This is a genomic window from Pseudomonas sp. TUM25319, from assembly GCF_056388475.1.
Genome location: NZ_CM150751.1, coordinates 3212289 through 3234924 on the forward strand (window position 1 = coordinate 3212289; position 22636 = coordinate 3234924).

Genomic DNA, 22636 nt, shown 5'->3' on the forward strand with positions numbered 1-22636 from the left:
CTATGGCGATACGAGCACCTGCGTCAGGCGAGCTGACGCACCGCATGGCTGTTCGGCGGAGGTTGGACAAACCGGCTGGTCCTGGGCTGGCGCCTGAGTTCACGCCCATCTGTGGGCGCTGGGTCAAGGTCGAGCCGCTTGGCACGGCGACCTATGCCAGTACCCAGCAGACCAAGTCGACCATCACCCATCGTCTGTACTGCCACTTCATCCCCGATCTGGATGCCGACTGCGAGTTTGTCGGACGCGGTCGAGTCTATCGTGTGAAGCGCCCCACCGACCTTGGCGGCCGGCGTGTCTGGTCAGTAGTCGAGGTCGAGGAGCTGGGTTCGGAAAATCGAGAAGGGGGACAGCCGCATGGCCAACTCAGTTTCGATTGACGGCTACCTGCACGTCGAGGGCTTCGACCAGTTCGACCGTGAAGCCTTCAACAAGCGGAAGATCCGCGCAGGGATGCGCAAGGTCGGCCAGCTGATCACGGGCCGGGCGCAGATGAACCTGGCGCTCGGCGGTGGTCAAGAGGGTTATCCGGTCAACCGCACCGGGGTGACGACCGATTCCATTGGTTTCAAGTTGTCGCGCTCGGGGTTTCTGGTGCGTGTCGCGCCGAGCAAGACCAGCAGCATGAAAGAGTTCTACCCGGCTTACCTGCACTACGGTGTGCGGAAGGGCTCGAAAGTGCGAGGCCGTGGCCCTGGCATGGCTCGCCGGGCGCGGGGCAAGCGGCAAGAACTGCTGGATGCTCGGCGGCAAAACGGCTGGCGTATCACCCCACGCGACAACTACATGACCGACGCGCTGACCGACAGCCGATCGGAGGTGCAACGCATCCTGCAGCAGGCCTTCGCCGCCGCGCTGCTCAACTGAGTACACCCGCATGAAAATCACCCCTGTGATCGAGCAGCTGAAAGCCTACGCGCCCGGCTTTGAGGGGCGCGTGGCTGGTGGCCTGAACTGGGACCCGACCAATGACAGCGCCAAGATGCCGCCGCCGGCGGCCTATGTGATTGGGGTTGGTGACTCGGCCGACGAGCCTGTCGCGCAGAACGTGATCACCCAGGACGTGCGCGACGCGATCGACGTGTGTGTCGTGCTGCCCACGGATGACGAGCGAGGGCAGTCGGTCGCTGATGTCCTGCACGACGTGCGCGCCCAGTTGTGGCGTGCCCTGGTCGGCTTTGAGCCTGACGATGAGTCGGGTCCGCTGATCTACGACGGTGGCCAACTGCTGCTGCTTGAGCGCGGCCGCATGGTCTACCGCTACCGCTTCTATGCCGACTTCCAGTTGGGTCGGCTTGAGTGGGACGGCGAGGGCAAGCCGCAGACCTGGCAAGAGTTGGTCCTCGCCGGTCTGCCCGCGCTGGAGGGCGTGGATACCCGCTATGTGTTCACCGACCCGCTGATCAAATTAGAAACCCGAGAGGATCTACCCCAGTGACCACTATTCACCTGCGACCGGCCCCGGGGCGTGCCTGCCCGATGCCGGAGAAGGGCGGCGAACTGCTGCCCGAAAAGGGCGCCGATGTGCCCTTGACTGCGTACTGGCAGCGCCGGATCAACGACGGCGATGCCTTGCCGCCAGATCCGGAGGTGCCGGCCGCCGAAGACGCGGCAGAGCCTGCCGCTAAACCTGCGACCCCCCGCCGAGGAACCAAGGCATGAGCGTCAGTTTCAGCAATATTCCGAGCGATATCCGCGTCCCGCTGTTCTACGCCGAGGTGGACAACTCGATGGCGAACAGCGGCGCATCCACTCTGCGCCGCCTGCTTGTCGGCCAGGTCAATGACGACGTGACCGGACCCGAGATCGGTCGCCTGACGTTGGTATCGCGCACGACCGAGGCGCGTACCATCGCCGGTGACGGCTCGATGCTCGCGGCAATGCACGCTCGCGTTCGCGCGATCGATGTCGCCGGCGAAGTCTGGTGCCTGCCGCTGAAAGTCAGCACCGGCACTGTCGCCACGGCGAGCGTTACCGTAACGGGCACGGCCACGGCGGCTGGCCTGGTCAACCTGTACGTGGCTGGCCAGCGTGTGCGTGCGGTGGTGGTGGCCAGCGCGACAGCGGATGCGGTGGCCACCAGTCTGGCGGCGGCGGTTAACGCCGCCGTAGAACTGCCTGTGACCGCTACTGCAGCTGCAGGAGTCGTCACGCTGACGGCTAAGTTCAAGGGCGACCTGGGCAATGACATTCGCGTCCAGCTCAACCGCCTCGGGCGCACCAACGGTGAAGTAACGCCGGCGGGCCTGACCCTTGTCACCACGGCGATGACCGGCGGCGCCGGTACGCCGGAGATCGCCCAGGCGCTGGCCGCGCTCGGTGACGAGGAATTCGAGTTCATTGCGCAGCCGTGGACCGACACCACCACGCTGAATGCTTGGCAAGCCATCATGGATGACAGCACCGGCCGCTGGTCGTGGGCCAAGCAGCTCTATGGCCATGTCTACAGCGCGCAGCGCGGCACGCTCGGCCAGCAGGTCGCAGCTGGCCGCCTGCGCAACGATCCGCACGTCACTATCCACAGTTTCGAAGCCGGGGTGCCGCAACCGGCGTGGGAAGTCGCTGCCGCCTGGATGGCCCGTACCGCAGTGTTCATCAGCGCGGACCCGGCCCGGCCGACGCAGACCGGCGTGCTGACCGGGCTCGACCCGGCCGAGGCCAGTGATCGCTACCTGCTGACTGAGCGTCAATCGCTGTTGACCAGTGGTATGGCCACGGCCAGCTACAACGGTGGTAGCTACCGCATCGAGCGCGCCGTTACGACCTACCAGCGTAACGCCTTCGGGCAGGCGGACGATTCGTACCTGGACAGTGAGACGCTGCACCAGTCGGCGTATGTGATCCGCTACCTGCGCTCGATCATCACCAGCAAGTACGCCCGTCACAAGCTGGCCAGCGACGGCACGCGCTTTGGTGCTGGCCAGGCGATCGTCACGCCGAACGTGATTCGCGGCGAGCTGATCGCAGCCTACGGCGCGCTGGAGCGTGACGGCATCGTCGAGAACACCGAGCTGTTCAAGCAGAACCTGGTGGTGGAGCGCGACCCGAACAACCCGAACCGCCTGAATGTGCTGTTCCCGCCGGACCTGGTGAACCAGCTGCGCGTGTTCGCGCTGCTCTACCAGTTCCGCCTGCAGTACGCCGACGCGGCGTAACGCAGCTCACCAACTCCAGCCCGCCTTGTGCGGGTTTTTTTATGGGAGGCCCCCAATGGGTCAGAAAGTCGCGGGCACCTGCTACATCAAAATTGATGGCGATCAGCTCACCATCACTGGCGGCGTGGAAGCGCCGCTCTCGGACGTGAAACGCGAAACCATCGTGCGCGGGCATTACAAGGAAGAAGACCTGATCCCTTACCTCAGCGTCGACGCCGTGAAAACCCCCAATTTCCCCCGGGCCAAGCTGGCCGCCGGGCAGAACATGACCATCACCGCCGAGTTTGCAGACGGCTCGGTCTATGTGCTGTCCGGCGCGTATCTGGTGGACGAAACCAAAGTGACCGGCGACGACGCGAAGGTCCCGCTCAAATTTGAAGGCATCGCAGGAGACTGGCAGTAATGAGCACCGTAACCCACAAGCTGAGCGCCCCGATTCAGGCCCACGGTGAAGAAGTCACCGAGCTGGAGTTGCGCCGCCCCACTGTTCAGGAATGCCGCGCCATCAAGGTGCTGCCGTACACCATCGGTGGCGACGGCTACCCCATTGCGGAAGTCGAGGCGGCGGCGAAGTACATCGCCGTGTGCGCGAAGATCCCGCCGACCTCGGTCAACCAGATGGCCCTGGCGGACTTGAACAAGGTGATCTGGACCATTATCGGTTTTTTCCTGCCTGCCGATTCGGAGACGTCCGAGGAATCGTCGATCTGACGTATGACCTCGCCTGGTTCTGGAAAGCCAGCCCAGGCGAGATACAAGGCCTGCCGCTCGACGAGCTGTTCGAGAGCGAGGAAAACGCCTGGCGAATCAACGAGCTGACCAAGGGGGCTTAGATGGCTGATCGCTTCCAGCTCAAGGCCTTGATCACCGGCGTCGACAAGCTGTCGCCGGTGCTGCAAGGCGTACGGAAAAACGCGGCCGTGCTGCGCAAGCAACTGAACAACTCGGGGCTTGGCAAGATCACGTTCGGCGAGGCCCTGCAGGGGGGCGCAATCGCGGCGCCGTTCGTGATGGGGGTGAAGGCGGCGATGGGCTTTGAGAGCGCCATGGCCGACGTCAAGAAAGTGGTCAACTTCGAGTCGCCTGAGCAGTTCAAAGCGATGAGCGACGACGTGCTGGGCTTGTCCGAGCGACTGCCGATGGCCGCGGAGGGGATCGCGCAGATCGTCGCGGCTGGCGGCCAGTCCGGCATTGCCCGCGACGAGCTGAACCGCTTCGCGGAAGACGCGGTAAAGATGGGCGTAGCGTTCGATCAGACCGCGGCGCAGTCCGGCGAAATGATGGCCAAGTGGCGTACCGCGTTCAAGATGAATCAGGACGAGGTCGTCACGCTGGCCGACCAGATCAACCATCTAGGTAACACGGGGGCGGCGAGCACCGGGCAAATCTCCAGCATCCTGACCTCTATCGGCCCGTTGGGAGAGGTGGCCGGTGTGAGCGCCGCGCAACTGGCGGCGATGGGCTCGACACTGGCCGGGGTGGGTATCGCCCAGGACGTGGCGGCCACGGGTATCAAGAACTTCATGCTGACCCTGACCGCTGGTACGGCGGCGACGAAGTCGCAGCAGGAGGCTTACAAGGCCCTGCGCCTGGACTCGAACGAGATCGCCAAGGGCATGCAAACCGACAGCGAGGGCACCATCAACAAGGTGCTGATGACCCTGGCCAAGGTCGAGAAAAGCAAGCAAGCGGCGGTGCTGACCAACCTGTTCGGTAAAGAGTCGGTGGGGGCGATTGCGCCACTGTTGACCAGTCTCGGAACGCTGCAGACGAACTTCAAGGCGGTGGGCAAGGATGGCAAGTACGCAGGTTCGATGACGGCCGAGTATGCGGCTCGCGCGGCGACGACTCAGAACGCGCTGCAGCTCCTGCAGAACCGGGTCACGCGCTTGGGCATCACGGTCGGTTCGATGTTGCTGCCGCCGTTCAATGACTTCCTAGAAACCGTTGGGCCGATGGTGACCGCCGTCTCCAGCCTCGCGGCCGCACACCCGTGGCTTGTGAAGGGCGTGCTCGGTGCGGCAGTGGGCTTCACCGTGCTGCGCCTGGCCACGGCCGGGGCCACGGCGGCATTGGCGCTGATGAACGGCGTGGCGAGCATGAGCCCGATCGGAATGATCGTGCGCGGTATCGCGATCACTGCCGGCGTGCTGATCGCCAACTGGTCAACCGTCGCGCCGTACTTCCAGCGCGTGTGGGCGCTGATCCGCGAGCCCGCTATGGCTGTGTGGGGCTGGATGAAAGCGGCGTTCAACTGGTCGCCACTGGGCCAGATCGTCGCGAACTGGGGGCCGCTGACCGAGTTCTTCGGCGCCCTGTGGGAGCTGGTGAAGGCGCTGTCGGTGCCGTTCTTCGGCTTCCTGCAGTCGGTGTTTGACTGGTCGCCGCTGGGCCTGGTGATGAAACACTGGGAGCCCATTACCGGATTCTTCAAGGGCCTATGGGACAAGCTGCGCCCGATCATCGAACCGATGATGAAATTCCTCGGCTTCGAGGGCGGTGGCGACGGGGTGATCCAGTCGGCCACCGACAAAGTCAGGGCGTGGACGGACGAACAGAACGCGCGTAACGGTGCCGGCCAGCCCGTGCCCGGGGCGCTGGTCAAGCCCATGGCGCCGATGCCGCAAGTGTTGCCCGAGGCGACGACAGCGGCCAGCCTGCTGCGCGCGCCGTCGGCACCGGCGCGCTTGTCGCTGGTCCCGCCGAGTCCAATTGCTGCAGCGGTATCGGCACCGCCGAATGTGCAGGCCGTGTCTGTCGCACCGCCGGCGCTGCGCCTGGTCCCGTCCGTGGCTGCTCCGGCGGCTGTCGCTGCGCCGGCGACGCCTCAACCGCTCCCGGCCGCGACCACGGCCGAGCTGATGAAGGGTCTGCAGGCGGTCCAGCCGTCGCTGATCCCGCACACCGCGAGCCCTTCGTTGCCCGGCGCTGCGCCTGGCACGTTGCCGGCATCGCGTGGCTCGCTCGTTGAGCAAGCCGCCGCAAACAAGACCAAGTTGGAGGGCTCGATGCTCGTTCGCTTCGAGAATGCTCCGGTGGGCATGCGGGTTGATCCGGCCGAAACCAATCAGCCGGGGCTGTCAGTGACGCCGCAAGTCGGCTACCGATCGCTTGCAAGGGGGTGACATGAAGACCTGGCGTGATGAATTACACCCTGCGTCCTTTCGCGGGGTGCCATTTCACGTTGACAGCGACAGCATGCCGGTCGGGCGGCGCACCCAGCTGCATGAGTACCCCCAGCGCGACAAGCCGCTGGTGGAAGACATGGGGCGGGTGACCCGCGTCACAAAGCTGGTGGCGTTTGTCGTCGGTGATGACTGTTTCGTCAAGCGTGACGACCTGCTGAACGCTCTCGACCAGCCCGGGCCGGGGGAGCTGATTCACCCTTGGTTCGGGCGCATGACTGTCACGGCGACGAATTGCAACGTGACCCACGAACGCCGGGAAGGTGGTGTCGTGCGCTTCGACCTGGAGTTCGTCGAAGACGGGGAGAAGGGCTTTCCTGCTGGCGTGCCGAACGCCGCACGGCAGGTCGAGGAGTCGTCGGAAAGCGTGCTCGACTCGGCGATTAACCGGTACAAGTCCGCAATGGCCGTGGTCAACCGCGCGCGCCTTGCTGTCGTGGCGCTGCAGAACGGCATAGCCGGCCTGCAGATGGCGCTGTATCAGGAGTTTGGCAAGATCACCGGGCTGGTCGGATCGGTGGAGGCGCTGGCCGATATGCTGATCAACTCGCCGGGCAACTTCTCGGCGATGATCCGCGCCCAGTTCGCCGACCTGAGCGGACATTCGCGGTCGTCGGGTTACCGCTGGGGGCCTTCTGCAGACGACTCCAGCGTGTCCAGCACTGTGGCCACCAGCTCCAGCGTGCTGGAGGCGGACCCCGAGTTTGCGCGCACGGTGGCGGGCCTTGCAGCGGATGAGCCGGTATTCGCGAGTTACACGGCTGCCGGTCGCGACGTCACAGCGAAGATCGAGCAGGCCCAATCCCTGGGCGCTGCTGTGGCCGAGAGCCGACGTAGTAACAATGCCACCGGCGGCGTGGCGACAGCAGCAGTGGTGCAGGCTGCCCGCGAGCTGGTGCGCGATGCGTTGATCGTGCAGGCCGCGCGAATCGTGGCTGTGATGCCGGTAGTCGCTGCGCCGGCGGCTTTGCCTGGATGCCCGTCGCTGGCCCAGCAAGCGGCGATGCCGGTCCAGCGGCCGGACGTGCCAGCCACGGAAGATGTCGTGACGCTGCGTTACGCGCTGAGCGCTGCGCTGTGGGACGCCGCGCAGGATGTGCCGCACGGGCATTTCGAAGCGCTGGAGACGCTGCGCAAGCACGTTCGCGGGCACCTGAGCGAGGTGGCGCGCTCCGGCGTGCGCCTGACGCAGGTGATCACCCACGAAAGCCTGCCGGCAGTGGTGCTGGCTTACCAGCGCTACGGCGACGCCACGCGCGCCGCCGAGATCGTTACGCGTAACAAGGTGAATCACCCCGGCTTCCTGCCCGTGGGTGCGTTGACCGTCGCCCAGGAGTAAACCCCGTGGATGAAATGAACGCTGTCACGCTGAGCGTGAACGGCCTGGATTATCGCGGATGGAAGAAAGTCAGCATCAGCGCCGGCATCGAGCGGCAGAGCCGAGACTTCAAACTCGACGTGACCTGGCGCTGGCCGGGGCAGGATCAGGAGATTCCGGTGCGGCAGGGCGACTTCTGCCAGGTGCGCATCGGTGGCGACCTTGTCCTGACCGGCTGGATCTACGCTACGCCGATCAACTACGACGCACACACGGTCAACCGCGCGGTGGCGGGTCGCTCGCTGACGTCCGACCTTGTCGACTGCTCGGCGGTCAACTCGCCTGGGCAGTGGCGCGGGCAAAGCGTGCAGCAGATCGTCGAAGCGCTGGCCACGCCCTACGGGGTGCAGGTGGTGAGCCAGGTGGCGGACACCGGCAAGCTGACAGACCACACGATCGAGCCAGGTGAAACAGTGTTCGAGTCGATCGACCGCCTGCTGACCCTGTCCCGGCTGCTGTCTACCGATGACACGCGGGGGCGCCTGGTGATCGTGCGCCCGGGGAGCGCCGGCCGTGCGGTGGACCGTCTTGAGTTGGGGCAGAACATCAAGACCGGCTCGGCCCAACTTGACTTTTCCGGGGTGTTTTCTGAATACCGCGTAACGGGCCAGCGCTCAGGGTCGGACACCGAGTTTGGCGCCCAGGCGTCGGAGGTTAAGGCCTCGGCCAGTGATCCACGGGCCGCGCGGAAACGGGTTCTGCTGATCCATGAAAGCGGGCAGATGACCCCGAAACTTGCCGAGGCGCGGGCGAACTGGGAACGCGGTAACCGCATGGGCAAGGCCCTGACCCTGAACTACAAGGTGCAGGGCTGGCGGCAGTCCAACGGCGCGCTGTGGCTGCCCAACATGACCGTGCGGGTAGTCGATCCGCTGATCGGCATCGACCGCGACATGCTGATCAGCGAAATCGAGTACAGCCTCGACGACAACGGCACGATTGCGAACATCACGGTGGGGCCGCCGGACGCCTTCGAGCCTGAGCCGAAAGACCCTCACAAGTCTCGCAAGCTCAAGAAGGGCGGCAAGGCCGACAACTTCGAATACCTCATTCCTGCAGACTGGAAACCCGAACAATGACGGCACACCGAAACTTCCTGGTGCGGGGCGTGCTCGCCCTGGCTAATGCGTCCGGCTTGATGCAGCGCGTACAGATGCGCCTCACCGCGGACGAGCTGAAAGACGACCTTGAGCACTTCGAGCCGTATGGCTTCACGTCGAACCCTCAGGCCGGCGCCGAAGGCCTGGCGCTCTTCGTCAACGGCGACCGCTCGCACGGTGTTGTTGTTTGCCTTGCTGACCGGCGCTTTCGGCTCAAGGACCTGCAGAGTGGTGAGGTGGCGATCTACACCGACGAAGGCGATTGCATCCACTTCAAGCGCGGCCGGGAAATCTCGGTCGAGACGCTGACGCTCAAGGTGCAGGCGGGTACGGCTGTCGAGTTCGACACGCCAGTGATTCGCACCACGGGCCGCATCGAAGCCGCGGGCGACGTTGTAGCGGTCGGGGTCAGTACCTCGACCCACGTACACGAAGGCTCCGACAAGAAACCGGTCCCGGGGGGCTGATCATGGCACTGCTCACTACCGACGAGCTGGGCGAGAACGCTTGGCGACGGGCCACGGTGATCAGCCTGCTGACCTGGCGCCGCGCCGATGCTGGCGACGTGCTCGATGACGACCAGCGTTACGGCTGGTGGGGCGACAGCTTCCCGACGCTTGCCAATGACCGGATCGGTTCACGGCTCTGGCAACTGCGCCGGCGGGCGCTGACCGCCGACACCGAGCGCGATGCGGTGGCATTCGCCCGCGAGGCGCTGGCCTGGATGCTGGATGACGGTCGGGTCAGCAGCGTTACGGTAACTGCGACCCGGGGCGTCAATCGCCTTGACCTTGCCGTTGTGCTGTCGATGCCGGACGGCGCGGCGATAGATGTTCAACTCGATGACCTCTGGCAGGTGATTCATGCCGTTTGAAACTCCGACTTTACCCGCCCTGATCGGCCGCGCGCAGAGCGACCTGGCGGGCTCCAGCTCGCTGCTGCGCTCCGACAGCGAAGTCCTTTCGCGCGTGCTCGGCGCCGCGAGCTTTGCGCGCTACGGGCACCAGACCTACATCGCCGACCAGATCCTGCCGGACACCGCAGACGAGGACACGCTGCGCCGCATGGCCCGTGCGCGGCTCAAGCGCGACCGCCTGGAAGCCGTGGCCGCGACCGGCCCGGCGGCGTTCACGGGCGCTGTGTCGGCGCTGCTCGATGCCGGCACGCTGCTGCAGCGGGATGACGGCGCGCGGTTTCGCGTGAAAGCCACGGTCAAGCTGACGGCTGCCCAGGGCGTGGCCACCCTGGAAGCGCTGGATGCCGGGGTCTTGGGCAACAGCGAGGCCGGTACTGCGCTGCGCCTGGTATCGCCAGTGCTGGGTCTGAACGATGTGTTCACCGTTGCCGCTCCCGGCCTGCTGGGCGGTACCGAACAGGAGAGCATCGAGACGCTGCGCGGCCGAGTGATTCGCTCGTACCGCGTCGTGCCCCACGGCGGCGCCCAAAGCGATTACGTGACCTGGGCGCTGGAAGTCGCCGGCGTGACCCGTGCGTGGGTCGTGCGGCGCTGGCTGGGGCCCGGCACGGTGGGGGTGTTCATCGTGCGTGACGGCGATATCGACATCATCCCTACCCCCGAAGCGTGCGCTGCCGTGGCCGCGTATATCGAGCAGGAGCGGCCGGTAACGGCTGAGGTGTATGTCTTGCCGCCGGTCGAGAAGCCGGTGCAGTACCAGCTCAAGGTCACTCCCGACAGCAGCGCGGTGCGTCGTGCCGTCGAAGCGGCCCTGATCGACTTGCACAACCGCGAGTCGGAGTTGGGCGAAGGGTTGTTGGGCACGCACATCAGCGAAGCGATCAGCGGCGCATCTGGCGAGCGTGATCACCAGATTCTAGGCCCGGCCGGTGATGTGCCAGCGGCGGCGAATGAGCTGCTGACCTATGGGGGTGTGCTGTGGTTGTGAGGACGGCAGACGACTACTACGCGCAGTTGCGCGCGCTGCTGCCCTCTGGGCCGGCCTGGGACCGTGAGTTCAACCCCGAGGTAGACCAACTGCTGGGGGCTGCAGCGCGCGAGCTTGCACGCGAAGACTTGCGCGCCGCCGACCTGTTGGGCGAGGCGGCGCCCGAGGCTGTCCGCGAGTTGGTACCGGACTGGGAACGGGTGATGAGCCTCCCCGATCCGTGCATGGGCGAATCACCGAGCTTCGACGACCGCCAACTGGCGGTGCGCCGGCGTCTGGTCGAAGTCGGTGGGCAGTCGCCGGCGTACTTCGTCGACCTGGCATTCAGTCTCGGCTATCCGCAGGCGCGGGTCATCGAGCACCGGGCGCCGCGCTTCGGTCGAGCCCGTTTTGGCACGGCGCACTTCGGCACCTGGACTGCTCAGTTTATGTGGACGCTCGACGCGGGGCCGAGGCTTCGGCTGGGCCGCCGCTTTGGTGCGAGCTTTTGGGGGCAGCGCTTCGGGGCTGACCCGGGCGGCGCCCTGGAATGTGTGGTGCGGCGCAGCGCGCCGGCGCACACGCTCGAAACAATCAACTACGGATGAAGAACGATGGACTACCCAAAAAGCACGCCCGGTGTTGGCTTGGTCAATGGCCAATTCGCGGACGAAAACCCCAGTACAGGTGCTATCGGCTCGCTGATCCCGGCGAGCTGGGGCAATGCGGTCACGCAAGAGATTCTCGCGGTCGTTAATGCTGCCGGCTTGTCGCCCAGCGAAGCGGACCTGAGTCAGCTGTTGACCGCGATTCAGGTAATTACCGCGACCGATGCAAAGCGTTCAGTACGCTGCGCGACGACCGGGGCAATCGCACTCAGCGGCCTGCAAACCATCGACGGGGTAGCCCTTGCAGTTGGTGACCGGGTGCTGGTGAAGAATCAGGCGACGGCGTCGCAGAACTGGATCTATGTCGCGGCGGTAGGCGCCTGGGCCCGGGCGCATGATGCAAATGAAAGCATCGAATGCATCCCCGGGCACACCGTCCCGGTGCAAGACGGCAACGTCAACGCCGGTACGGTCTGGCAACTGATCAACACGTCACAGCCAGTACTGGGCACCACGGCGCTGACCTTTGCCCAGGTCGGCGGCAAGTCGGGTGTGGCCCCTGGTGCGTACGGCGCTGTAACCGTTGACGCCTTCGGCCGGGTCGTTGCCGGCAGCAATCCCGCGACGCTTGCGGGCCACGGGATTGGTGATGCGTTTACCAAAGCGCAGACCGGCTCCGAGATTCTTGCTGTGCTCGGCGCTGCTGGCTGGGGAGAGGTCGGGAAGGAGCGGCCGGGGCTGGGCGCAAATGTTGACCTTAATACTGTGCGCACTCCCGGCTCACATGGGCAGTCGGACAACCTCAGCGCTCAACTGGCACTCAACTATCCGGTCGAGGCCGCTGGCACGCTGCTTGTGCAGGCTGCAAATGTGAACATTACGACCCAAATCTACACGCAGTACAACACTGCTCGGACCTGGTTCCGGGCGCGTTACGTCAATGATTGGACCCGCTGGTTTGAAGTTGCATCAACTGATTTGGTGCAGGCGGCTATCACGGCACTGGTTGGAGGCGCGCCTGCGACGCTCGACACCTTGAAAAAGTTGGCGACTGCGCTGGGCAATGATCCGAACTTTGCCACCACCATGGCCAGTGCGATCGCGGGCAAGGCGGCAAAAGCCACGACGCTGGCCGGGTACGGCATCACAGACGCCTACACCAGTGAATACACGAATATTCTGCTCAACCAGAAGGCCTGGGCGGCGACGTCATTAGAGGGCTACGGCATCCTTGACGCCTATAACATCTCCACCATGAATTTGCTGTTGTCTCAGAAAGCCAGCGTCGAAAACGTGGCAGTGGTCGGGTTCGTCGGGGGCGCGATCACCGAGCCATACCTTGGCTCGAATCGCGGTGATCTTGTGCGCCTGGTTGCGCAGGCTCAGCTGCCGCGCAATACCTGCGTGAAGGGCGTTCCTGGCTGGTGGATGTGCGCGGATACGGGGCTGTTGCGGCAGCGAGTAGCGGTGTACATCGGTGATGCTGTCAACATCTGGACAGGCGCTGTCACGTGGCCCGTTACGTTTCCCGTACAAGCTGACAGCGTAAAAATCTCAGTGATGACAGCAGACGGTTCGGTCGGCCAGCTGGTTGCTTCCTACTCAAGCCTGACTCGGACGGGGTGCAAGCTGCGGGTGGAGGAGTGGGGCGGGCTTGTGCAAACGGGCTTACAACTGATCGTAGAGGCGGAGGGGTACTGATGGTTTTCTTTCATGCGCTGAGCTGCGGTTTTTACATCGACGATATTCACGGGCCGCGCACCCTCTGGATTCCTGACCCTGAATGGATTCGGCCGGAAGATGATGCAGAAGCGGTCGCGCCGCTTATTGAGGTCGAGAACGTGAACTGCTCGCTGCCACAAGCGGCTGAGCTGGTCGAAGTGGCCGAAGCGGATTACCGCGCGCTTCTTGAGGCTCAGACCCAAGGCCGGTTGATTCAAGCAAGTCCGGCGGGCGCCCCCGAGGCTGTGGAGCGGCCGCCACTTTCTGTCGCTGAACTTGAGTACGGCGAACGTCTGTGGCGCGATGCGGCGCTGAGCGCAACAGACGGAATGGTGGTGCGCCATCGCGACGAGATCGAGGCCGAGCGCGACACGACGCTGACTGTCGAGCAGTACCGCGAGCTGCAAGCGTACCGACTGGCACTCAGGGCGTGGCCGGAGTCGCCAGGCTTTCCGGACGCTGCAGAGCGACCGACACCGCCGTCCTGGCTGGTCAGCACCACTTCCTAAAGCCCCGCACTGTCGGGGCTTTTTGTTGCCCGCTTTGGCGGGCTTAGCTTTCGAAACGGAGAAGCATATGCCGATCACTGAGCAACAACTGCTACAGATTTTGCCCAAGGCCCGCCCAGTCGCGGGCCTTTTTGTTCCCGCAATCAACCGCGCTACGGCACGTTGGAAGATCGACAGCAGGATGCGGCTGGCAGCATTCATCGCGCAGATCGGCCACGAGTCGGGCCAGCTGCGCACGCTGGTGGAAGACCTGAACTACCGCGCCGACCGGATTCGCGAGATTGGCTTGGCGTCCTCACCTAACAGCCGCTGGCGGTCGCTTGTGCCGCGCGCCGCTGAACTGGCCGGCAACCCGGAACGCTTTGCGAATGCGGTGTACGGCGGCCGTATGGGCAATGGTCCCGAAGCCTCCGGCGACGGCTGGCGCTTCCGGGGCCGCGGCCTGATCCAGCTCACCGGTCGCGACAACTACCGCGCCGCAGCCGAGGCGCTGGGGCTGCCGCTGCTAGATGAGCCGCAGTTGCTCGAGCAAGCCGAACATGCAGCGCAGTCTGCCGCCTGGTGGTGGAAAGCCCACGGGCTCAACGAGCTGGCCGATGCCGGCAAGATCAGCGATATCGGCAGCATCATCAACTCCGGGCAACCAGGGCGTGTGCCCGTCGGCGCAGCCGAGCGCAAGGCGTTCTACGACCTGGCGCTGCGGGTCCTGGCATGAGCGCCTGGGCGCTGCGGCTCAGCGGTGCCGGCTTGCTGGTGCTGCTGGGCATGGCGGTCGGCACCTGGGCGACAACCAGCCACTTCCGCCCGCTGCTCGACGCGGCTCAGGACAAGGCCTCCGTGTGCGCCGACGCGCGCGACAACCTCGCCGGCCTGGCACAGGAGCAGGGCAAGGCCCTGGGCGACCTGACCCTGGCTGCGAACGAGCGCCAGATCAGGGCAGAGCAGGCAGTGGGCGAGGCGAAGGCCGGCGCCCAGGCCGAGTACGCCGCGGCGAACCGCTTGCAGCAAGAGCGCACCGGTGGCGACCAGTGCGCCGCTGCAGTGTCGATCATCGACAAGGAGTTGGGGTTATGAGGAGGGTGCTGATCATTGGCGTGCTCGCGCTTGCCGGCTGCGCTGGCCAAGTTGAGCCGCAGGTGCAGTTCGTTCGCGTCGAGGTGCCGGTGCGGGTGCCGTGCCGCCCGCCGGAGGTCGCGGTACCGCCATGGGCGGCCGCAGGCCTGCGCGAGGCCGATAGTCTGGAGGTGAAGGTGAGGGCGCTATTAGCCGAGCGGCGACAGCGGATCGGGTATGAAAAGCAGCTAGAGGCGGGACTGAGGGTGTGTCGCTGAGAGAGGCATTGAGTCTGGTAAAGAAAAGCCCGCACAGAGCGGGCCTAAAAACGAGAGAGCGCTGAGTTTGCCAGTCCAGTTGTGAAGGGATTGTGAAGGCGTGCGCTCAATGGAGCTTGGTTACTTCATTCTGGCCGCCACCGGAGATAGTATTCTGGATGTCGAGGAGAGCCGCCTCTGCTATGGCAAGGGCTTCAGATATCCGCTGTAGTGACTCTACCGGGTAGACGGGGCTTGCAGGGGGCACGCCTCTCATCGATTTAGCCAACGCGAGTTGAGCATCTGCCAGGCGCGAAAGCAGAAACAGCGTCTTCTTGTCAGTTACCATTTGACTATCCTCGGTAGCGCTGGTGAAGCATAGCAAGCCAGGTGACAGAGGCGGCCCTATACTTCTTCGACTGATTGCTGGGAGAAGCGCCCATGAAGCGGACTATCGAGGGAATGGTCGAGGCAGGTGAGCCGCTGATACAGGAGGCGATCACAGCGCTTCGCCAGTACCGCGAAGCCCAGGCCGCCGGCGTGGCGCCGGAGCAGGTGGAGCGCCTGCGGCTGATCGCCGAGTCAGCCTATCAGGCGGTGACTGACTACCAACTTTACGCATTGGGCCACCAGCCCCTGACTCGTCATTAAACAGGAGCAATTAGCTGTTGCCCTTGGTTACGCACATTGCCAACCGCAACACCAACACGATACCACTCAAACGCTTCAGGGGGTTCGCCGAGATTTAGGGCTAGTTGCTCGGCCTCCTCCTGCGATGTGCCTCCATCAATCCACTGGCGCGCCAGTTCTGGCGATAGCACGACCGGCCTTCGATCGTGCACGTCAACCATTCCGCCCTCGGCGTCCGCGGTGATGATGACGAAGCCGTCATGCTCGCTGCCATTAAACCGGCCGATGCTTGCACAGAACGAAGGCTGCCCGTCCCGCCGGCGGATGTAATACGGCTGCTTCTTCGGTCCGCCTTCATCAACCCACTCATACCACCCATCGACCGGAGTTACGGCACGATGCGGCCATACCGCACGAAAGAACGCCCCGTGCGCCACCTTCTCGATGCGCGCATTGATCGGCGCGGCGCGGTCAGTCGCCCAGTGCGGGCGCCAACCCCATCTCACCAGGTCTGCCCGAAGCCCTACATCATCATCGCGCAGCACAGCCACGGGCGTGCTTGGTGCTACGTTGTAGCGCTCCAGGGGTTGCTCGCTGACATTGTTCCGCCAGGCGCCGGGCATGCTGAGCACCTCAACGAAGTCGTGAATCCCTCGATACTGCGTGAGCCTTCCGCACATGATGATCACCTCCAAGACCCAGCTTAGCCGCCGGGCATAAGACCGTGCGGCCGCGAGAGGCATGGCTTACGCATCGGCTCATCTACCGGTGGGCGGATCCTGTCCTTGAATTGCTCGTTAAGCCGCCTGGACTTTTCCCGTTCAGCGTCGTCCCGGCAAAGGTCAATCCCGTAGCTGCACCGCGCGTAGTTCACCAAGTCGACGTAATCGACGTAAGCGCCGTTTGCACGGCGGTATTCGCTGATGATTCTCTCGTTGAGCTCGCTGTTGATCTCGACGAGTCTGGTGACCGAGCTCTTGGCGTGCACAAGGTCTGCCCGTAGCTGCTCGATTTCGATGCAGAGCATGAGCGTTTGGTGCTTCAGCGTTTCGACGTATGTCGGTGAGCCGAGCTCAAAGCCTGTTGTGTCAATGTCCATAGCGTACTCGATTTAGCTGTATGCACATACAGTATTTCGGTATAGGCTTCCCGACCAGCGCCGAGCGACGAGATGTAGCGAAAGGGGAGTTTGGTTCGGTCGGCAGAACGCCGGAGGAGGGGTAAAAAACGGTTCCAAAACTCAGGCCGCGCCCCTTCTAGAGTGCGGCCTGCAGCCCTGGCAAATCCGATTGGTTTTGGAACGGATTTCGGGGTTGGCGGCACGGTTTGCCGGAGGGCCTCTATCGGATTGCAAATCCGTCTACGCCGGTTCGATTCCGACCTCGGCCTCCACTATTCAAAGCCCCCGCAGATTAAGTTCTGCGGGGGCTTTTAGTTTGGGCGCAAAATAAAACAGCAGCTTTGACATGTCCAATTCGGAGTTTTTGAAACTCCTCTACCTTCCTTGGACAATAGCTGCGTTTATGAATAGCCTGCTACTTGCGAGATCGCCTGTAGCGTCTTCAATGGCAGTTCCTCTATATCGTTGTCTGTTTCGAGCGTCTTGGCCCACCCTCGTCGACGGGTAATACACATTGCGTTACGGTGTGTGCGACCTTAGACCGCACGTGCTGCCTGATCATCAATGGTGCGCACGCAGCCATCGCATACCGGGTTGAAGGCCAGTACTGGCGCGGGTTTGCAGCATACTTGCGGCGCTGGCACCCACCTTGCTTGAGGGCAAGTAGCGCACAAATATGAGATAGCGCTTTAATATTGCTGAATTATTTGGTATCAAGCCGTCCTACAAACGGCAAACACGTATTTCGCCAAGGAGCCTACCCGTGATGGAACCTGATTTTTCTGCAGTCTCTCGTGAACTCTCACAAGAATGCCTTCAGACCTACTGCGCCGTACGGGCCTATCTGATGGATAAGCCTCTGGCCAGCAGCGATGAGCCGCCGAAGGAATACCAGGCCCTGCTGCAGCGTGCCCGCGAAGCCTTGGGTCGTTATTTGTCGCATTGCAGTGCTTGACGCCTGCGACTTCCTGATCCGATAGCTGGCTGCCAGATCCAGAGTAATAGTGTACTGACGATAGTCGATGGCTGTCGCAGCGTGACGAGCAGGGTTGGCAAGGGGTATCGAGTCAGGTTGCGTAGTGAGATGTTCGAGGGGGTTGACTGAATGCCGCATTCAGTCAACCCCTTTTCTCTTTCCAAAGGGCCGAAGCGTCTGCGGTACTCAAACCGGATGTTCTGCTCGTGTAGGCGCTGTACCATTGCCGCCATTTCTCAGCGAATTCAAGGAACAGACATGAGAGGACTGGAAAAGTTCGTTTCCCTGCGCTTCGTGATCGTACTGGCGTTCATCGGGGTGGGGGCCTCGCTGCATAGCGCCGGCAAGGTCGTTTCTGGGGCATGTTGCTGATCATGATGCTGCCCAATATTGTGTTCGCGGTGCTGGGCTTGAAGAAAACCACCGCCCTCTGATCGGCCGACACAGTTCTACGCTCGCCACGACGCCGGCGCCAGCCGACAATCGCCGTCGAACAGAAAGCCCCCGTGGGGCGCCAACTCGTCCCCCGCAAGCGCAATGAGCAACTCTGGATTTCCGGATACGAATAAGGTCCGGAAGGCATCGTCGAATCGAGCCGCCAACGCCGGGTCCGCCCCGTTCAGCAGCCGGGGCGCCCATTTTCCGCTGCCATACCAGCGGCCTCTTCCACGCAACGCCAGCTCTACCAGCCTGGCATGCAGCTGTGCACCGATGGCCATGATTTCGGATGCCGGGCGAACGCCGCGCAGGTCGTCGATCGCGTCGGTGATTTCGTAGCGCAGAAGGTTCAGGGCCTGCGGCGTGAGTGATGCAGGCCCGCTTTCCAGTCGGTCTGCAGCGTGTTGCCGCAAGGCATGCACCGCATCGCAGGCGGGGCCGATGAGCACGCCTTCGACCACCATGTTGGGCATGCTCGGGCGACCCCGTTTCGCATCCTCATTGATGAACCAGGTCAGGGTCGACTGATCGTGTACGAACGCTTCGACCGGAATCCCTTGAGCCAGGAACGACTCTCGGCGCGCCGCCTGCACATGGTCATGCACCACAACCAGGTCTATGTCCGAAAGCAGGGTGCCTTGCCCGCGCATGATCGAGCCCGCGACAAAGGCGAACGCGGCATCAGGGTAGCGGGTTTTCAGCACCGTTTCGGCGATGGCCAGCGCTTCGGCCGGGGTGGGGCATTCAAGGGGTCTCATAAGCTTGCGTCCATGCTCGGTTGTTGCTCGTCTCGCTGCAGCAGTGTGCAGCCTCCAGCAGCGCAGACTGGTTCAAGGCCCGCGTGAGGTCAATAGAGGTATCAAGGCTTTTCGAAGTGCCTGAACCTCACCCCTGTGCGCGAGTCTGAAGTAGGGCAAGTTCAGGCTTCGCCTGGCCGGAGATACATCGATGAAGAGAACAACTGCTTGGGTCGTAATCCTGTCGTCAGCGCTGCTGCTCAGTGGCTGCTGGCCGTACTGGCATGGAGGCCACGGTGGTGGACATCACAGGCATTACGATGGAGATCGCGGCGGTCAGGAATACCACCGGTATTGATATCAAGGTGAGGAAAGGGGCGGGCATGCGGGACGAGCCAGCCCCTTTCCCTATTGATCAGAGGTTTTGCCATCTACCTTTGACATGGTGGTAGCAATAACTGATGGCAATCACTGCGGTCAGGCACAGACCGATGGCGATAGCATCGGTGGTACTGTCTTTGAGTCCAACTAACGGATACTCGGAAACAACGACACGCTCTATGTCGTTCAGGTAATTCAAGCCGAGCGGCAGAAGCGGCGCGAGAAACAATACTGCGAGACCCGAGCGTGTTCTTATTTTCTTGATTATGTAAAGACACAACGCTGTCCAGTAAAACGCGCCAAAAATCGAGCCGAACACTGCGCCCCAGATCGAAAGTGCGACCGTTACCGGCCCGGAGATTTCCTGGTCAGCCAAGGCTACATAAATCACAACGTTTAACAGCGCGGCGATCAGAGATAGATAGCCTCCGCCATAGTAGGTCTGGGCAGAAATGACCTGATCGGCCGTTTTCTTTACACCTGCCGGGCATGCGAACAGCAGGATAAACAACGAAATTATTAACCCAATGCAGGCTTCCCATGAAAATCCGAACACGTTCATTCCTTTGTTAAGCGAGGTAGTGAAAGTTTCTACGTAGCAGGGTAGCGGCGACCGGACTCATGAGCCCGGACGCCGTCAATCAGTCTTCACAGAACCGAATACGGTTACCGAACGGATCATGAACCTCCAGCACCTTGCCCCAGCCCTGTTCGACGATATCCGGACGCCCGTAGCCGTATTGTCTGGTCCGCAACTCGTCGCGCAGCAACTCGATGTTGTGCATGGGCACGAAGAGGGTTGTTCCCGGGCTGGCATCGCCGTGATGCTCTGACAGGTGAAGCTGCAACCCGTCCCGTTCAATCCCCAGGTACAACGGCAAACCCGGCTCGAAGCGGTGCTCGAACTCGACGCTGAACCCGAGGAAGTCCAGGTAGAACTCTCGCGCCTTGGTTTCATCGAAACTGCGCAAAATCGGGATGGCCTTGTCGAAGCGGATGGCAGGCGAGGGCGATTCGTGGGGCAGGCGGGCGCTGGCGGTGTTCCAGTCCTTGTAGCCCAGTTGTTGCGCCACCAGTTCCAGCGCGGTGGCGTGGCTGATCGCGTGGTCGCGGGTGTGCAGCGAGTGGCGCAGGGCCTTGGCCATGCGCTTGGCGTTTTCGATGGATGACATCGTTCCTCCTGGTGTCGAAGCCTGTGGTGCTCGCGTTGCCAAACCTCGACCAGCAAGAGAAATGTGTGGTTGCGGTTGGTCGTGCGATGCTTTCACCTTTCCAGTCCGGAGCGAGCGGCGGGCAGCATCGGCCGCTGCCAATACTACGCGCCAGGGGAACTTATCTCATCGTCATCGTCTACATTTCTGTGAGATTTCTTTCCACAAGGAAGCCCTGATGAGCAAGCCCCGTTTCACCGTCGCGATGGTGACTTCAATTGCGCTGGCCCTGAGCCCGTGCCTGTCTTTCGCCGATCCGGGCAACGGTAAGGGGCCCGGCCCCGGAAATGACAAACCGCCCCATGCCCAGGGCCATGACAACCACGGCGGCGGTAAAAAGGGTCCTGATCGCAACGAGCACCGCGGTGGCCCGTCCATCGACCGAAACAATGTGCTGGGCGTCGTCCGTGACCATCATGACTACTGGAAGCCGGGGCCGGCGCTGCCTCCCGGCGTGCAGAAGAATCTTGTCCGGGGCAAACCGCTGCCGCCCGGCATCGCCAAGAAGCTCGATGGCCGCCTGATCGGTCATCTGCCGCATTACCAGGGCTATGAGTGGATGCAGGTCGGGTCGACCTGGTGCTGGTGGCGGTGGCGACGGGCATTGTCTACGAAGTGTTGAACGGAGCGTTGAACTGAACCAAGGGAAAGGGCCGCTATGCGGCCCTTTCTTCATGCGCGCTGGCTATGCGCTCAGGCGCTGTCGCTGCATCCCTTGCAGCATCGCCCGGCACAGTGCCTGGCAGATTTCCAGTGACTGGTAAGTGGACCAGGCGATGTCGCCCATGGGCGGGGCGAGCATTTCGCACAACTGGTCGTTGGTCTGGAAGGCGGCGGTGAGGGCGGCGGACAGGTGAGCCAGCGCATCCTCGAAGTCGGCATCGGCACGCACGGAAAACAGCGGCGGATGAGCGCCCTTGCAGACGCCGAAATCGATAGGGGCGGTAGTGGGGCAAGGCGGTGGATCGGGGACGATCTTGTTCATGGTGGAACTCCTGCGGGCTATGGAGCCACCACCTGCGTGACCAAACGATAGGTGGCGACTGTACGCAGGTTGGTCAACCGGGCCCGAGGAAGCCGGCGCACCCAAGGGTGCCCCGCGCACAGCCGCCATAAAGCGAACTGGCAGACGCAAAAAAACGCACTCAAAGAGAGGGCGCTGATGCGCATCGGACTCAGGTGACCAAACCTGATCGCTGAATTGGCAGCGACCGGCGAAGCCTAGGTACCTGTTTCCCATCGCGCAACCGCTGGAAAGGCGCGGAAGTATGATTCGGAAATGGCCTACATAAAAGTCGTACATGCCGGAAATTTCGTCGCTTTATGCGACGTACCGCGACGGGCTTCGAGCCGCTAGGGCTAACCCGACGGAAAACATCGCTCGATGCTCATGAAAAATAATTCACGCCATTTAAGTTGAGCCTTCACCGTGGCAGCAAGATGATTGCACCCACGCCATGGGGAATGTCGCGAAGGCTGGCGACCTGATATCAAACCCGTTGTATTCATTGGTTTTTTGTGCGGCCGTTCGCAGTAATCAGATGGTTATCTGGAGTGGCGCAGCTATATTTTTCCTGACTTTGCAGGGAGCAACAGGATGGGCCAGGCACGACAACGGAAGTTGGAAAGACAGCAGTTCGACGAAATGTCGGGCGCATGGTTGTTATCGCTGAGCGCCCAGGAGCGCGCGATAGCGGATGTAGCGACTCGCCTTCACCAGCGCGTGGTGATGGAAGGCGGAATGACCGGCGGTTGTTATCACCTGTCATTCTTCATGAAGCGTTATCTGAAGAAGCAGCGAAACATCGACACCGAGGTGGTGATCGGCTGGGTGGGCGAGCCGTCGTGGCAGGGCGTGGCGTCCCACGGCTGGCTGGAATTCGCCGGCAAGAAGATCGATATCGCCCTGAGCCGAACCGAAAACCCGGACATGCTTCCCACCGGTGACTTCATCCTGCTGGACCGGGTGATCCTGCCGGGCGCGGCTCGCTACAGCTATCACCGGGAGGTGCCGGCGTTCGCTCGGGAAACACTCACCAACATGGCGCTGACGGCCGAGACGGCCAGCGAGTCCCGGGACATCCATGTCCGGCACCGGCGAATGCTCGCGATAGTGGAAGACGATGAGGCCATTGATGAATACCTGAACACCACCCCGACCGGCCTGGACTACCGTACCCTTGCGCTGCTTGCCGGTTTGCCTGTCGTCTGAAACGGTCAGCAAGGCCGAAGCATTCCCGGCCTTGCAGTTGTAGCCTCCATCGGCAACTCGTGAAAAGATGCCCCGGCCACT

General features: G+C 62.8%; 29 protein-coding genes and 1 pseudogene. 23 read left to right on the forward strand and 7 right to left on the reverse strand.

Annotation, left to right across the window (positions count from 1 at the left end; genetic code table 11):
- Positions 1–2 precede the first annotated feature (2 nt).
- From AC05QJ_RS15135 to AC05QJ_RS15225, 19 genes are all read left to right on the forward strand, one after another.
- On the forward strand, positions 3–380 hold the full coding sequence (locus AC05QJ_RS15135; RefSeq protein WP_476747631.1) for a head-tail adaptor protein: 378 nt from the start codon (positions 3–5) through the stop codon (positions 378–380).
- Positions 358–867, forward strand: coding sequence for a hypothetical protein (locus tag AC05QJ_RS15140; RefSeq protein ID WP_476747632.1), 510 nt, complete (start codon positions 358–360; stop codon positions 865–867). The genes AC05QJ_RS15135 and AC05QJ_RS15140 overlap by 23 nt, the downstream gene beginning before the upstream one ends.
- Before the next feature lie 10 nt (positions 868–877).
- Entirely contained in the window at positions 878–1438 is a 561-nt protein-coding gene (locus tag AC05QJ_RS15145) for a phage tail terminator protein (protein ID WP_476747633.1), read from the forward strand.
- Entirely contained in the window at positions 1435–1662 is a 228-nt protein-coding gene (locus AC05QJ_RS15150) for a DUF2635 domain-containing protein (RefSeq protein ID WP_476747634.1), read from the forward strand. Before AC05QJ_RS15145 ends, AC05QJ_RS15150 begins: the two co-directional genes overlap by 4 nt.
- Positions 1659–3155, forward strand: a complete 1497-nt coding sequence (locus tag AC05QJ_RS15155; RefSeq protein WP_476747635.1) for a phage tail sheath subtilisin-like domain-containing protein — start codon at positions 1659–1661, stop codon at positions 3153–3155. Before AC05QJ_RS15150 ends, AC05QJ_RS15155 begins: the two co-directional genes overlap by 4 nt.
- A gap of 55 nt (positions 3156–3210) precedes the next feature.
- Positions 3211–3558 carry a phage tail tube protein gene (locus AC05QJ_RS15160; protein ID WP_476747636.1) on the forward strand — a complete coding sequence of 116 codons (348 nt, stop codon included), beginning with the start codon at positions 3211–3213 and terminating at the stop codon, positions 3556–3558.
- Positions 3558–3866 (forward strand): phage tail assembly protein, encoded by a 309-nt coding sequence (locus tag AC05QJ_RS15165; RefSeq protein ID WP_476747637.1) that lies wholly within the window; start codon positions 3558–3560, stop codon positions 3864–3866. The genes AC05QJ_RS15160 and AC05QJ_RS15165 overlap by 1 nt, the downstream gene beginning before the upstream one ends.
- A gap of 122 nt (positions 3867–3988) precedes the next feature.
- A complete protein-coding gene (locus AC05QJ_RS15170; protein ID WP_476747638.1) occupies positions 3989–6280 on the forward strand; it encodes a phage tail tape measure protein in 2292 nt (763 codons plus the stop codon).
- Position 6281: 1 nt separating this feature from the next.
- Complete coding sequence (locus tag AC05QJ_RS15175) at positions 6282–7679, forward strand: DNA circularization protein (protein ID WP_476747639.1); 1398 nt, start codon at positions 6282–6284, stop codon at positions 7677–7679.
- A gap of 14 nt (positions 7680–7693) precedes the next feature.
- Positions 7694–8797 (forward strand): phage baseplate assembly protein, encoded by a 1104-nt coding sequence (locus AC05QJ_RS15180; RefSeq protein ID WP_476747949.1) that lies wholly within the window; start codon positions 7694–7696, stop codon positions 8795–8797.
- Entirely contained in the window at positions 8794–9285 is a 492-nt protein-coding gene (locus tag AC05QJ_RS15185; protein WP_476747640.1) for a phage baseplate assembly protein V, read from the forward strand. Before AC05QJ_RS15180 ends, AC05QJ_RS15185 begins: the two co-directional genes overlap by 4 nt.
- 2 nt (positions 9286–9287) lie before the next feature.
- Positions 9288–9692: a phage GP46 family protein gene (locus AC05QJ_RS15190; RefSeq protein ID WP_476747641.1), complete on the forward strand. Its 405-nt coding sequence runs from the start codon at positions 9288–9290 to the stop codon at positions 9690–9692.
- Positions 9682–10722, forward strand: coding sequence for a baseplate J/gp47 family protein (locus AC05QJ_RS15195; protein WP_476747642.1), 1041 nt, complete (start codon positions 9682–9684; stop codon positions 10720–10722). Before AC05QJ_RS15190 ends, AC05QJ_RS15195 begins: the two co-directional genes overlap by 11 nt.
- Positions 10713–11309, forward strand: a complete 597-nt coding sequence (locus tag AC05QJ_RS15200; RefSeq protein ID WP_476747643.1) for a YmfQ family protein — start codon at positions 10713–10715, stop codon at positions 11307–11309. Before AC05QJ_RS15195 ends, AC05QJ_RS15200 begins: the two co-directional genes overlap by 10 nt.
- A 6-nt stretch (positions 11310–11315) precedes the next feature.
- Positions 11316–13010, forward strand: coding sequence for a pyocin knob domain-containing protein (locus AC05QJ_RS15205; RefSeq protein ID WP_476747644.1), 1695 nt, complete (start codon positions 11316–11318; stop codon positions 13008–13010).
- Positions 13010–13540 carry a phage tail assembly chaperone gene (locus AC05QJ_RS15210; RefSeq protein ID WP_476747645.1) on the forward strand — a complete coding sequence of 177 codons (531 nt, stop codon included), beginning with the start codon at positions 13010–13012 and terminating at the stop codon, positions 13538–13540. The genes AC05QJ_RS15205 and AC05QJ_RS15210 overlap by 1 nt, the downstream gene beginning before the upstream one ends.
- Before the next feature lie 67 nt (positions 13541–13607).
- Positions 13608–14255, forward strand: coding sequence for a glycoside hydrolase family 19 protein (locus tag AC05QJ_RS15215; protein WP_476747646.1), 648 nt, complete (start codon positions 13608–13610; stop codon positions 14253–14255).
- Positions 14252–14614 (forward strand): hypothetical protein, encoded by a 363-nt coding sequence (locus tag AC05QJ_RS15220; protein ID WP_476747647.1) that lies wholly within the window; start codon positions 14252–14254, stop codon positions 14612–14614. Before AC05QJ_RS15215 ends, AC05QJ_RS15220 begins: the two co-directional genes overlap by 4 nt.
- Positions 14611–14871, forward strand: coding sequence for a hypothetical protein (locus AC05QJ_RS15225; protein WP_476747648.1), 261 nt, complete (start codon positions 14611–14613; stop codon positions 14869–14871). Before AC05QJ_RS15220 ends, AC05QJ_RS15225 begins: the two co-directional genes overlap by 4 nt.
- 106 nt (positions 14872–14977) lie before the next feature.
- On the opposite strand, the gene AC05QJ_RS15230 is transcribed toward AC05QJ_RS15225, so the two are convergent.
- A complete protein-coding gene (locus AC05QJ_RS15230) occupies positions 14978–15199 on the reverse strand; it encodes a hypothetical protein (RefSeq protein WP_476747649.1) in 222 nt (73 codons plus the stop codon).
- 92 nt (positions 15200–15291) lie between these two features.
- On the opposite strand from AC05QJ_RS15230, the gene AC05QJ_RS15235 reads away from it, so the two are divergent.
- Positions 15292–15501: a hypothetical protein gene (locus AC05QJ_RS15235; RefSeq protein ID WP_476747650.1), complete on the forward strand. Its 210-nt coding sequence runs from the start codon at positions 15292–15294 to the stop codon at positions 15499–15501.
- On the opposite strand, the gene AC05QJ_RS15240 is transcribed toward AC05QJ_RS15235, so the two are convergent.
- Together AC05QJ_RS15240 and AC05QJ_RS15245 are read right to left on the reverse strand one after the other, a co-directional pair.
- Positions 15498–16160: an SOS response-associated peptidase gene (locus AC05QJ_RS15240; protein ID WP_476747950.1), complete on the reverse strand. Its 663-nt coding sequence runs from the start codon at positions 16158–16160 to the stop codon at positions 15498–15500. The genes AC05QJ_RS15235 and AC05QJ_RS15240 overlap by 4 nt on opposite strands.
- A gap of 23 nt (positions 16161–16183) precedes the next feature.
- Positions 16184–16579 (reverse strand): hypothetical protein, encoded by a 396-nt coding sequence (locus tag AC05QJ_RS15245; RefSeq protein WP_476747651.1) that lies wholly within the window; start codon positions 16577–16579, stop codon positions 16184–16186.
- A gap of 784 nt (positions 16580–17363) precedes the next feature.
- Here AC05QJ_RS15245 and AC05QJ_RS15250 point away from each other — a divergent pair.
- The gene (locus tag AC05QJ_RS15250) at positions 17364–17555 is read left to right on the forward strand and encodes a hypothetical protein (protein WP_476747652.1); all 192 of its coding nucleotides are present in this window, start codon (positions 17364–17366) and stop codon (positions 17553–17555) included.
- Between the two features lie 470 nt (positions 17556–18025).
- On the opposite strand, the gene AC05QJ_RS15255 is transcribed toward AC05QJ_RS15250, so the two are convergent.
- The 3 genes from AC05QJ_RS15255 to AC05QJ_RS15265 all read right to left on the reverse strand — a co-directional run bounded on the left by AC05QJ_RS15255 (position 18026) and on the right by AC05QJ_RS15265 (position 20304).
- A complete protein-coding gene (locus AC05QJ_RS15255) occupies positions 18026–18772 on the reverse strand; it encodes a nucleotidyltransferase domain-containing protein (protein WP_476747653.1) in 747 nt (248 codons plus the stop codon).
- Between the two features lie 394 nt (positions 18773–19166).
- Complete coding sequence (locus AC05QJ_RS15260) at positions 19167–19688, reverse strand: hypothetical protein (RefSeq protein ID WP_476747654.1); 522 nt, start codon at positions 19686–19688, stop codon at positions 19167–19169.
- 85 nt (positions 19689–19773) lie between these two features.
- Entirely contained in the window at positions 19774–20304 is a 531-nt protein-coding gene (locus AC05QJ_RS15265) for a glyoxalase superfamily protein (protein WP_476747655.1), read from the reverse strand.
- A 217-nt stretch (positions 20305–20521) separates the two neighbouring features.
- Here AC05QJ_RS15265 and AC05QJ_RS15270 point away from each other — a divergent pair.
- A pseudogene (locus AC05QJ_RS15270) lies at positions 20522–20982 on the forward strand (anti-virulence regulator CigR family protein).
- 46 nt (positions 20983–21028) lie between these two features.
- Here AC05QJ_RS15270 and AC05QJ_RS15275 read toward each other — a convergent pair.
- Positions 21029–21328 carry a hypothetical protein gene (locus tag AC05QJ_RS15275; protein WP_476747656.1) on the reverse strand — a complete coding sequence of 100 codons (300 nt, stop codon included), beginning with the start codon at positions 21326–21328 and terminating at the stop codon, positions 21029–21031.
- Between the two features lie 612 nt (positions 21329–21940).
- Here AC05QJ_RS15275 and AC05QJ_RS15280 point away from each other — a divergent pair.
- Positions 21941–22555, forward strand: a complete 615-nt coding sequence (locus AC05QJ_RS15280) for a hypothetical protein (protein ID WP_476747657.1) — start codon at positions 21941–21943, stop codon at positions 22553–22555.
- Positions 22556–22636 lie beyond the last annotated feature (81 nt).

What these genes read in the sequence shown, in the direction of transcription:
- AC05QJ_RS15155 (WP_476747635.1), top strand. Translation starts at nt 1,659, where the DNA reads ATGAGCGTCAGTTTCAGCAATATTCCGAGCGATATCCGCGTCCCGCTG.
- AC05QJ_RS15140 (WP_476747632.1), top strand. Translation starts at nt 358, where the DNA reads ATGGCCAACTCAGTTTCGATTGACGGCTACCTGCACGTCGAGGGCTTC.
- AC05QJ_RS15165 (WP_476747637.1), top strand. Translation starts at nt 3,558, where the DNA reads ATGAGCACCGTAACCCACAAGCTGAGCGCCCCGATTCAGGCCCACGGT.
- AC05QJ_RS15245 (WP_476747651.1), bottom strand. Translation starts at nt 16,579, where the DNA reads ATGGACATTGACACAACAGGCTTTGAGCTCGGCTCACCGACATACGTC.
- AC05QJ_RS15170 (WP_476747638.1), top strand. Translation starts at nt 3,989, where the DNA reads ATGGCTGATCGCTTCCAGCTCAAGGCCTTGATCACCGGCGTCGACAAG.
- AC05QJ_RS15190 (WP_476747641.1), top strand. Translation starts at nt 9,288, where the DNA reads ATGGCACTGCTCACTACCGACGAGCTGGGCGAGAACGCTTGGCGACGG.
- AC05QJ_RS15185 (WP_476747640.1), top strand. Translation starts at nt 8,794, where the DNA reads ATGACGGCACACCGAAACTTCCTGGTGCGGGGCGTGCTCGCCCTGGCT.
- AC05QJ_RS15135 (WP_476747631.1), top strand. Translation starts at nt 3, where the DNA reads ATGGCGATACGAGCACCTGCGTCAGGCGAGCTGACGCACCGCATGGCT.
- AC05QJ_RS15215 (WP_476747646.1), top strand. Translation starts at nt 13,608, where the DNA reads ATGCCGATCACTGAGCAACAACTGCTACAGATTTTGCCCAAGGCCCGC.
- AC05QJ_RS15175 (WP_476747639.1), top strand. Translation starts at nt 6,282, where the DNA reads ATGAAGACCTGGCGTGATGAATTACACCCTGCGTCCTTTCGCGGGGTG.
- AC05QJ_RS15230 (WP_476747649.1), bottom strand. Translation starts at nt 15,199, where the DNA reads ATGGTAACTGACAAGAAGACGCTGTTTCTGCTTTCGCGCCTGGCAGAT.
- AC05QJ_RS15180 (WP_476747949.1), top strand. Translation starts at nt 7,694, where the DNA reads ATGAACGCTGTCACGCTGAGCGTGAACGGCCTGGATTATCGCGGATGG.
- AC05QJ_RS15145 (WP_476747633.1), top strand. Translation starts at nt 878, where the DNA reads ATGAAAATCACCCCTGTGATCGAGCAGCTGAAAGCCTACGCGCCCGGC.
- AC05QJ_RS15195 (WP_476747642.1), top strand. Translation starts at nt 9,682, where the DNA reads ATGCCGTTTGAAACTCCGACTTTACCCGCCCTGATCGGCCGCGCGCAG.
- AC05QJ_RS15220 (WP_476747647.1), top strand. Translation starts at nt 14,252, where the DNA reads ATGAGCGCCTGGGCGCTGCGGCTCAGCGGTGCCGGCTTGCTGGTGCTG.
- AC05QJ_RS15255 (WP_476747653.1), bottom strand. Translation starts at nt 18,772, where the DNA reads ATGAGACCCCTTGAATGCCCCACCCCGGCCGAAGCGCTGGCCATCGCC.
- AC05QJ_RS15235 (WP_476747650.1), top strand. Translation starts at nt 15,292, where the DNA reads ATGAAGCGGACTATCGAGGGAATGGTCGAGGCAGGTGAGCCGCTGATA.
- AC05QJ_RS15265 (WP_476747655.1), bottom strand. Translation starts at nt 20,304, where the DNA reads ATGTCATCCATCGAAAACGCCAAGCGCATGGCCAAGGCCCTGCGCCAC.
- AC05QJ_RS15205 (WP_476747644.1), top strand. Translation starts at nt 11,316, where the DNA reads ATGGACTACCCAAAAAGCACGCCCGGTGTTGGCTTGGTCAATGGCCAA.
- AC05QJ_RS15160 (WP_476747636.1), top strand. Translation starts at nt 3,211, where the DNA reads ATGGGTCAGAAAGTCGCGGGCACCTGCTACATCAAAATTGATGGCGAT.
- AC05QJ_RS15240 (WP_476747950.1), bottom strand. Translation starts at nt 16,160, where the DNA reads ATGTGCGGAAGGCTCACGCAGTATCGAGGGATTCACGACTTCGTTGAG.
- AC05QJ_RS15225 (WP_476747648.1), top strand. Translation starts at nt 14,611, where the DNA reads ATGAGGAGGGTGCTGATCATTGGCGTGCTCGCGCTTGCCGGCTGCGCT.
- AC05QJ_RS15210 (WP_476747645.1), top strand. Translation starts at nt 13,010, where the DNA reads ATGGTTTTCTTTCATGCGCTGAGCTGCGGTTTTTACATCGACGATATT.
- AC05QJ_RS15280 (WP_476747657.1), top strand. Translation starts at nt 21,941, where the DNA reads ATGGGCCAGGCACGACAACGGAAGTTGGAAAGACAGCAGTTCGACGAA.
- AC05QJ_RS15275 (WP_476747656.1), bottom strand. Translation starts at nt 21,328, where the DNA reads ATGAACAAGATCGTCCCCGATCCACCGCCTTGCCCCACTACCGCCCCT.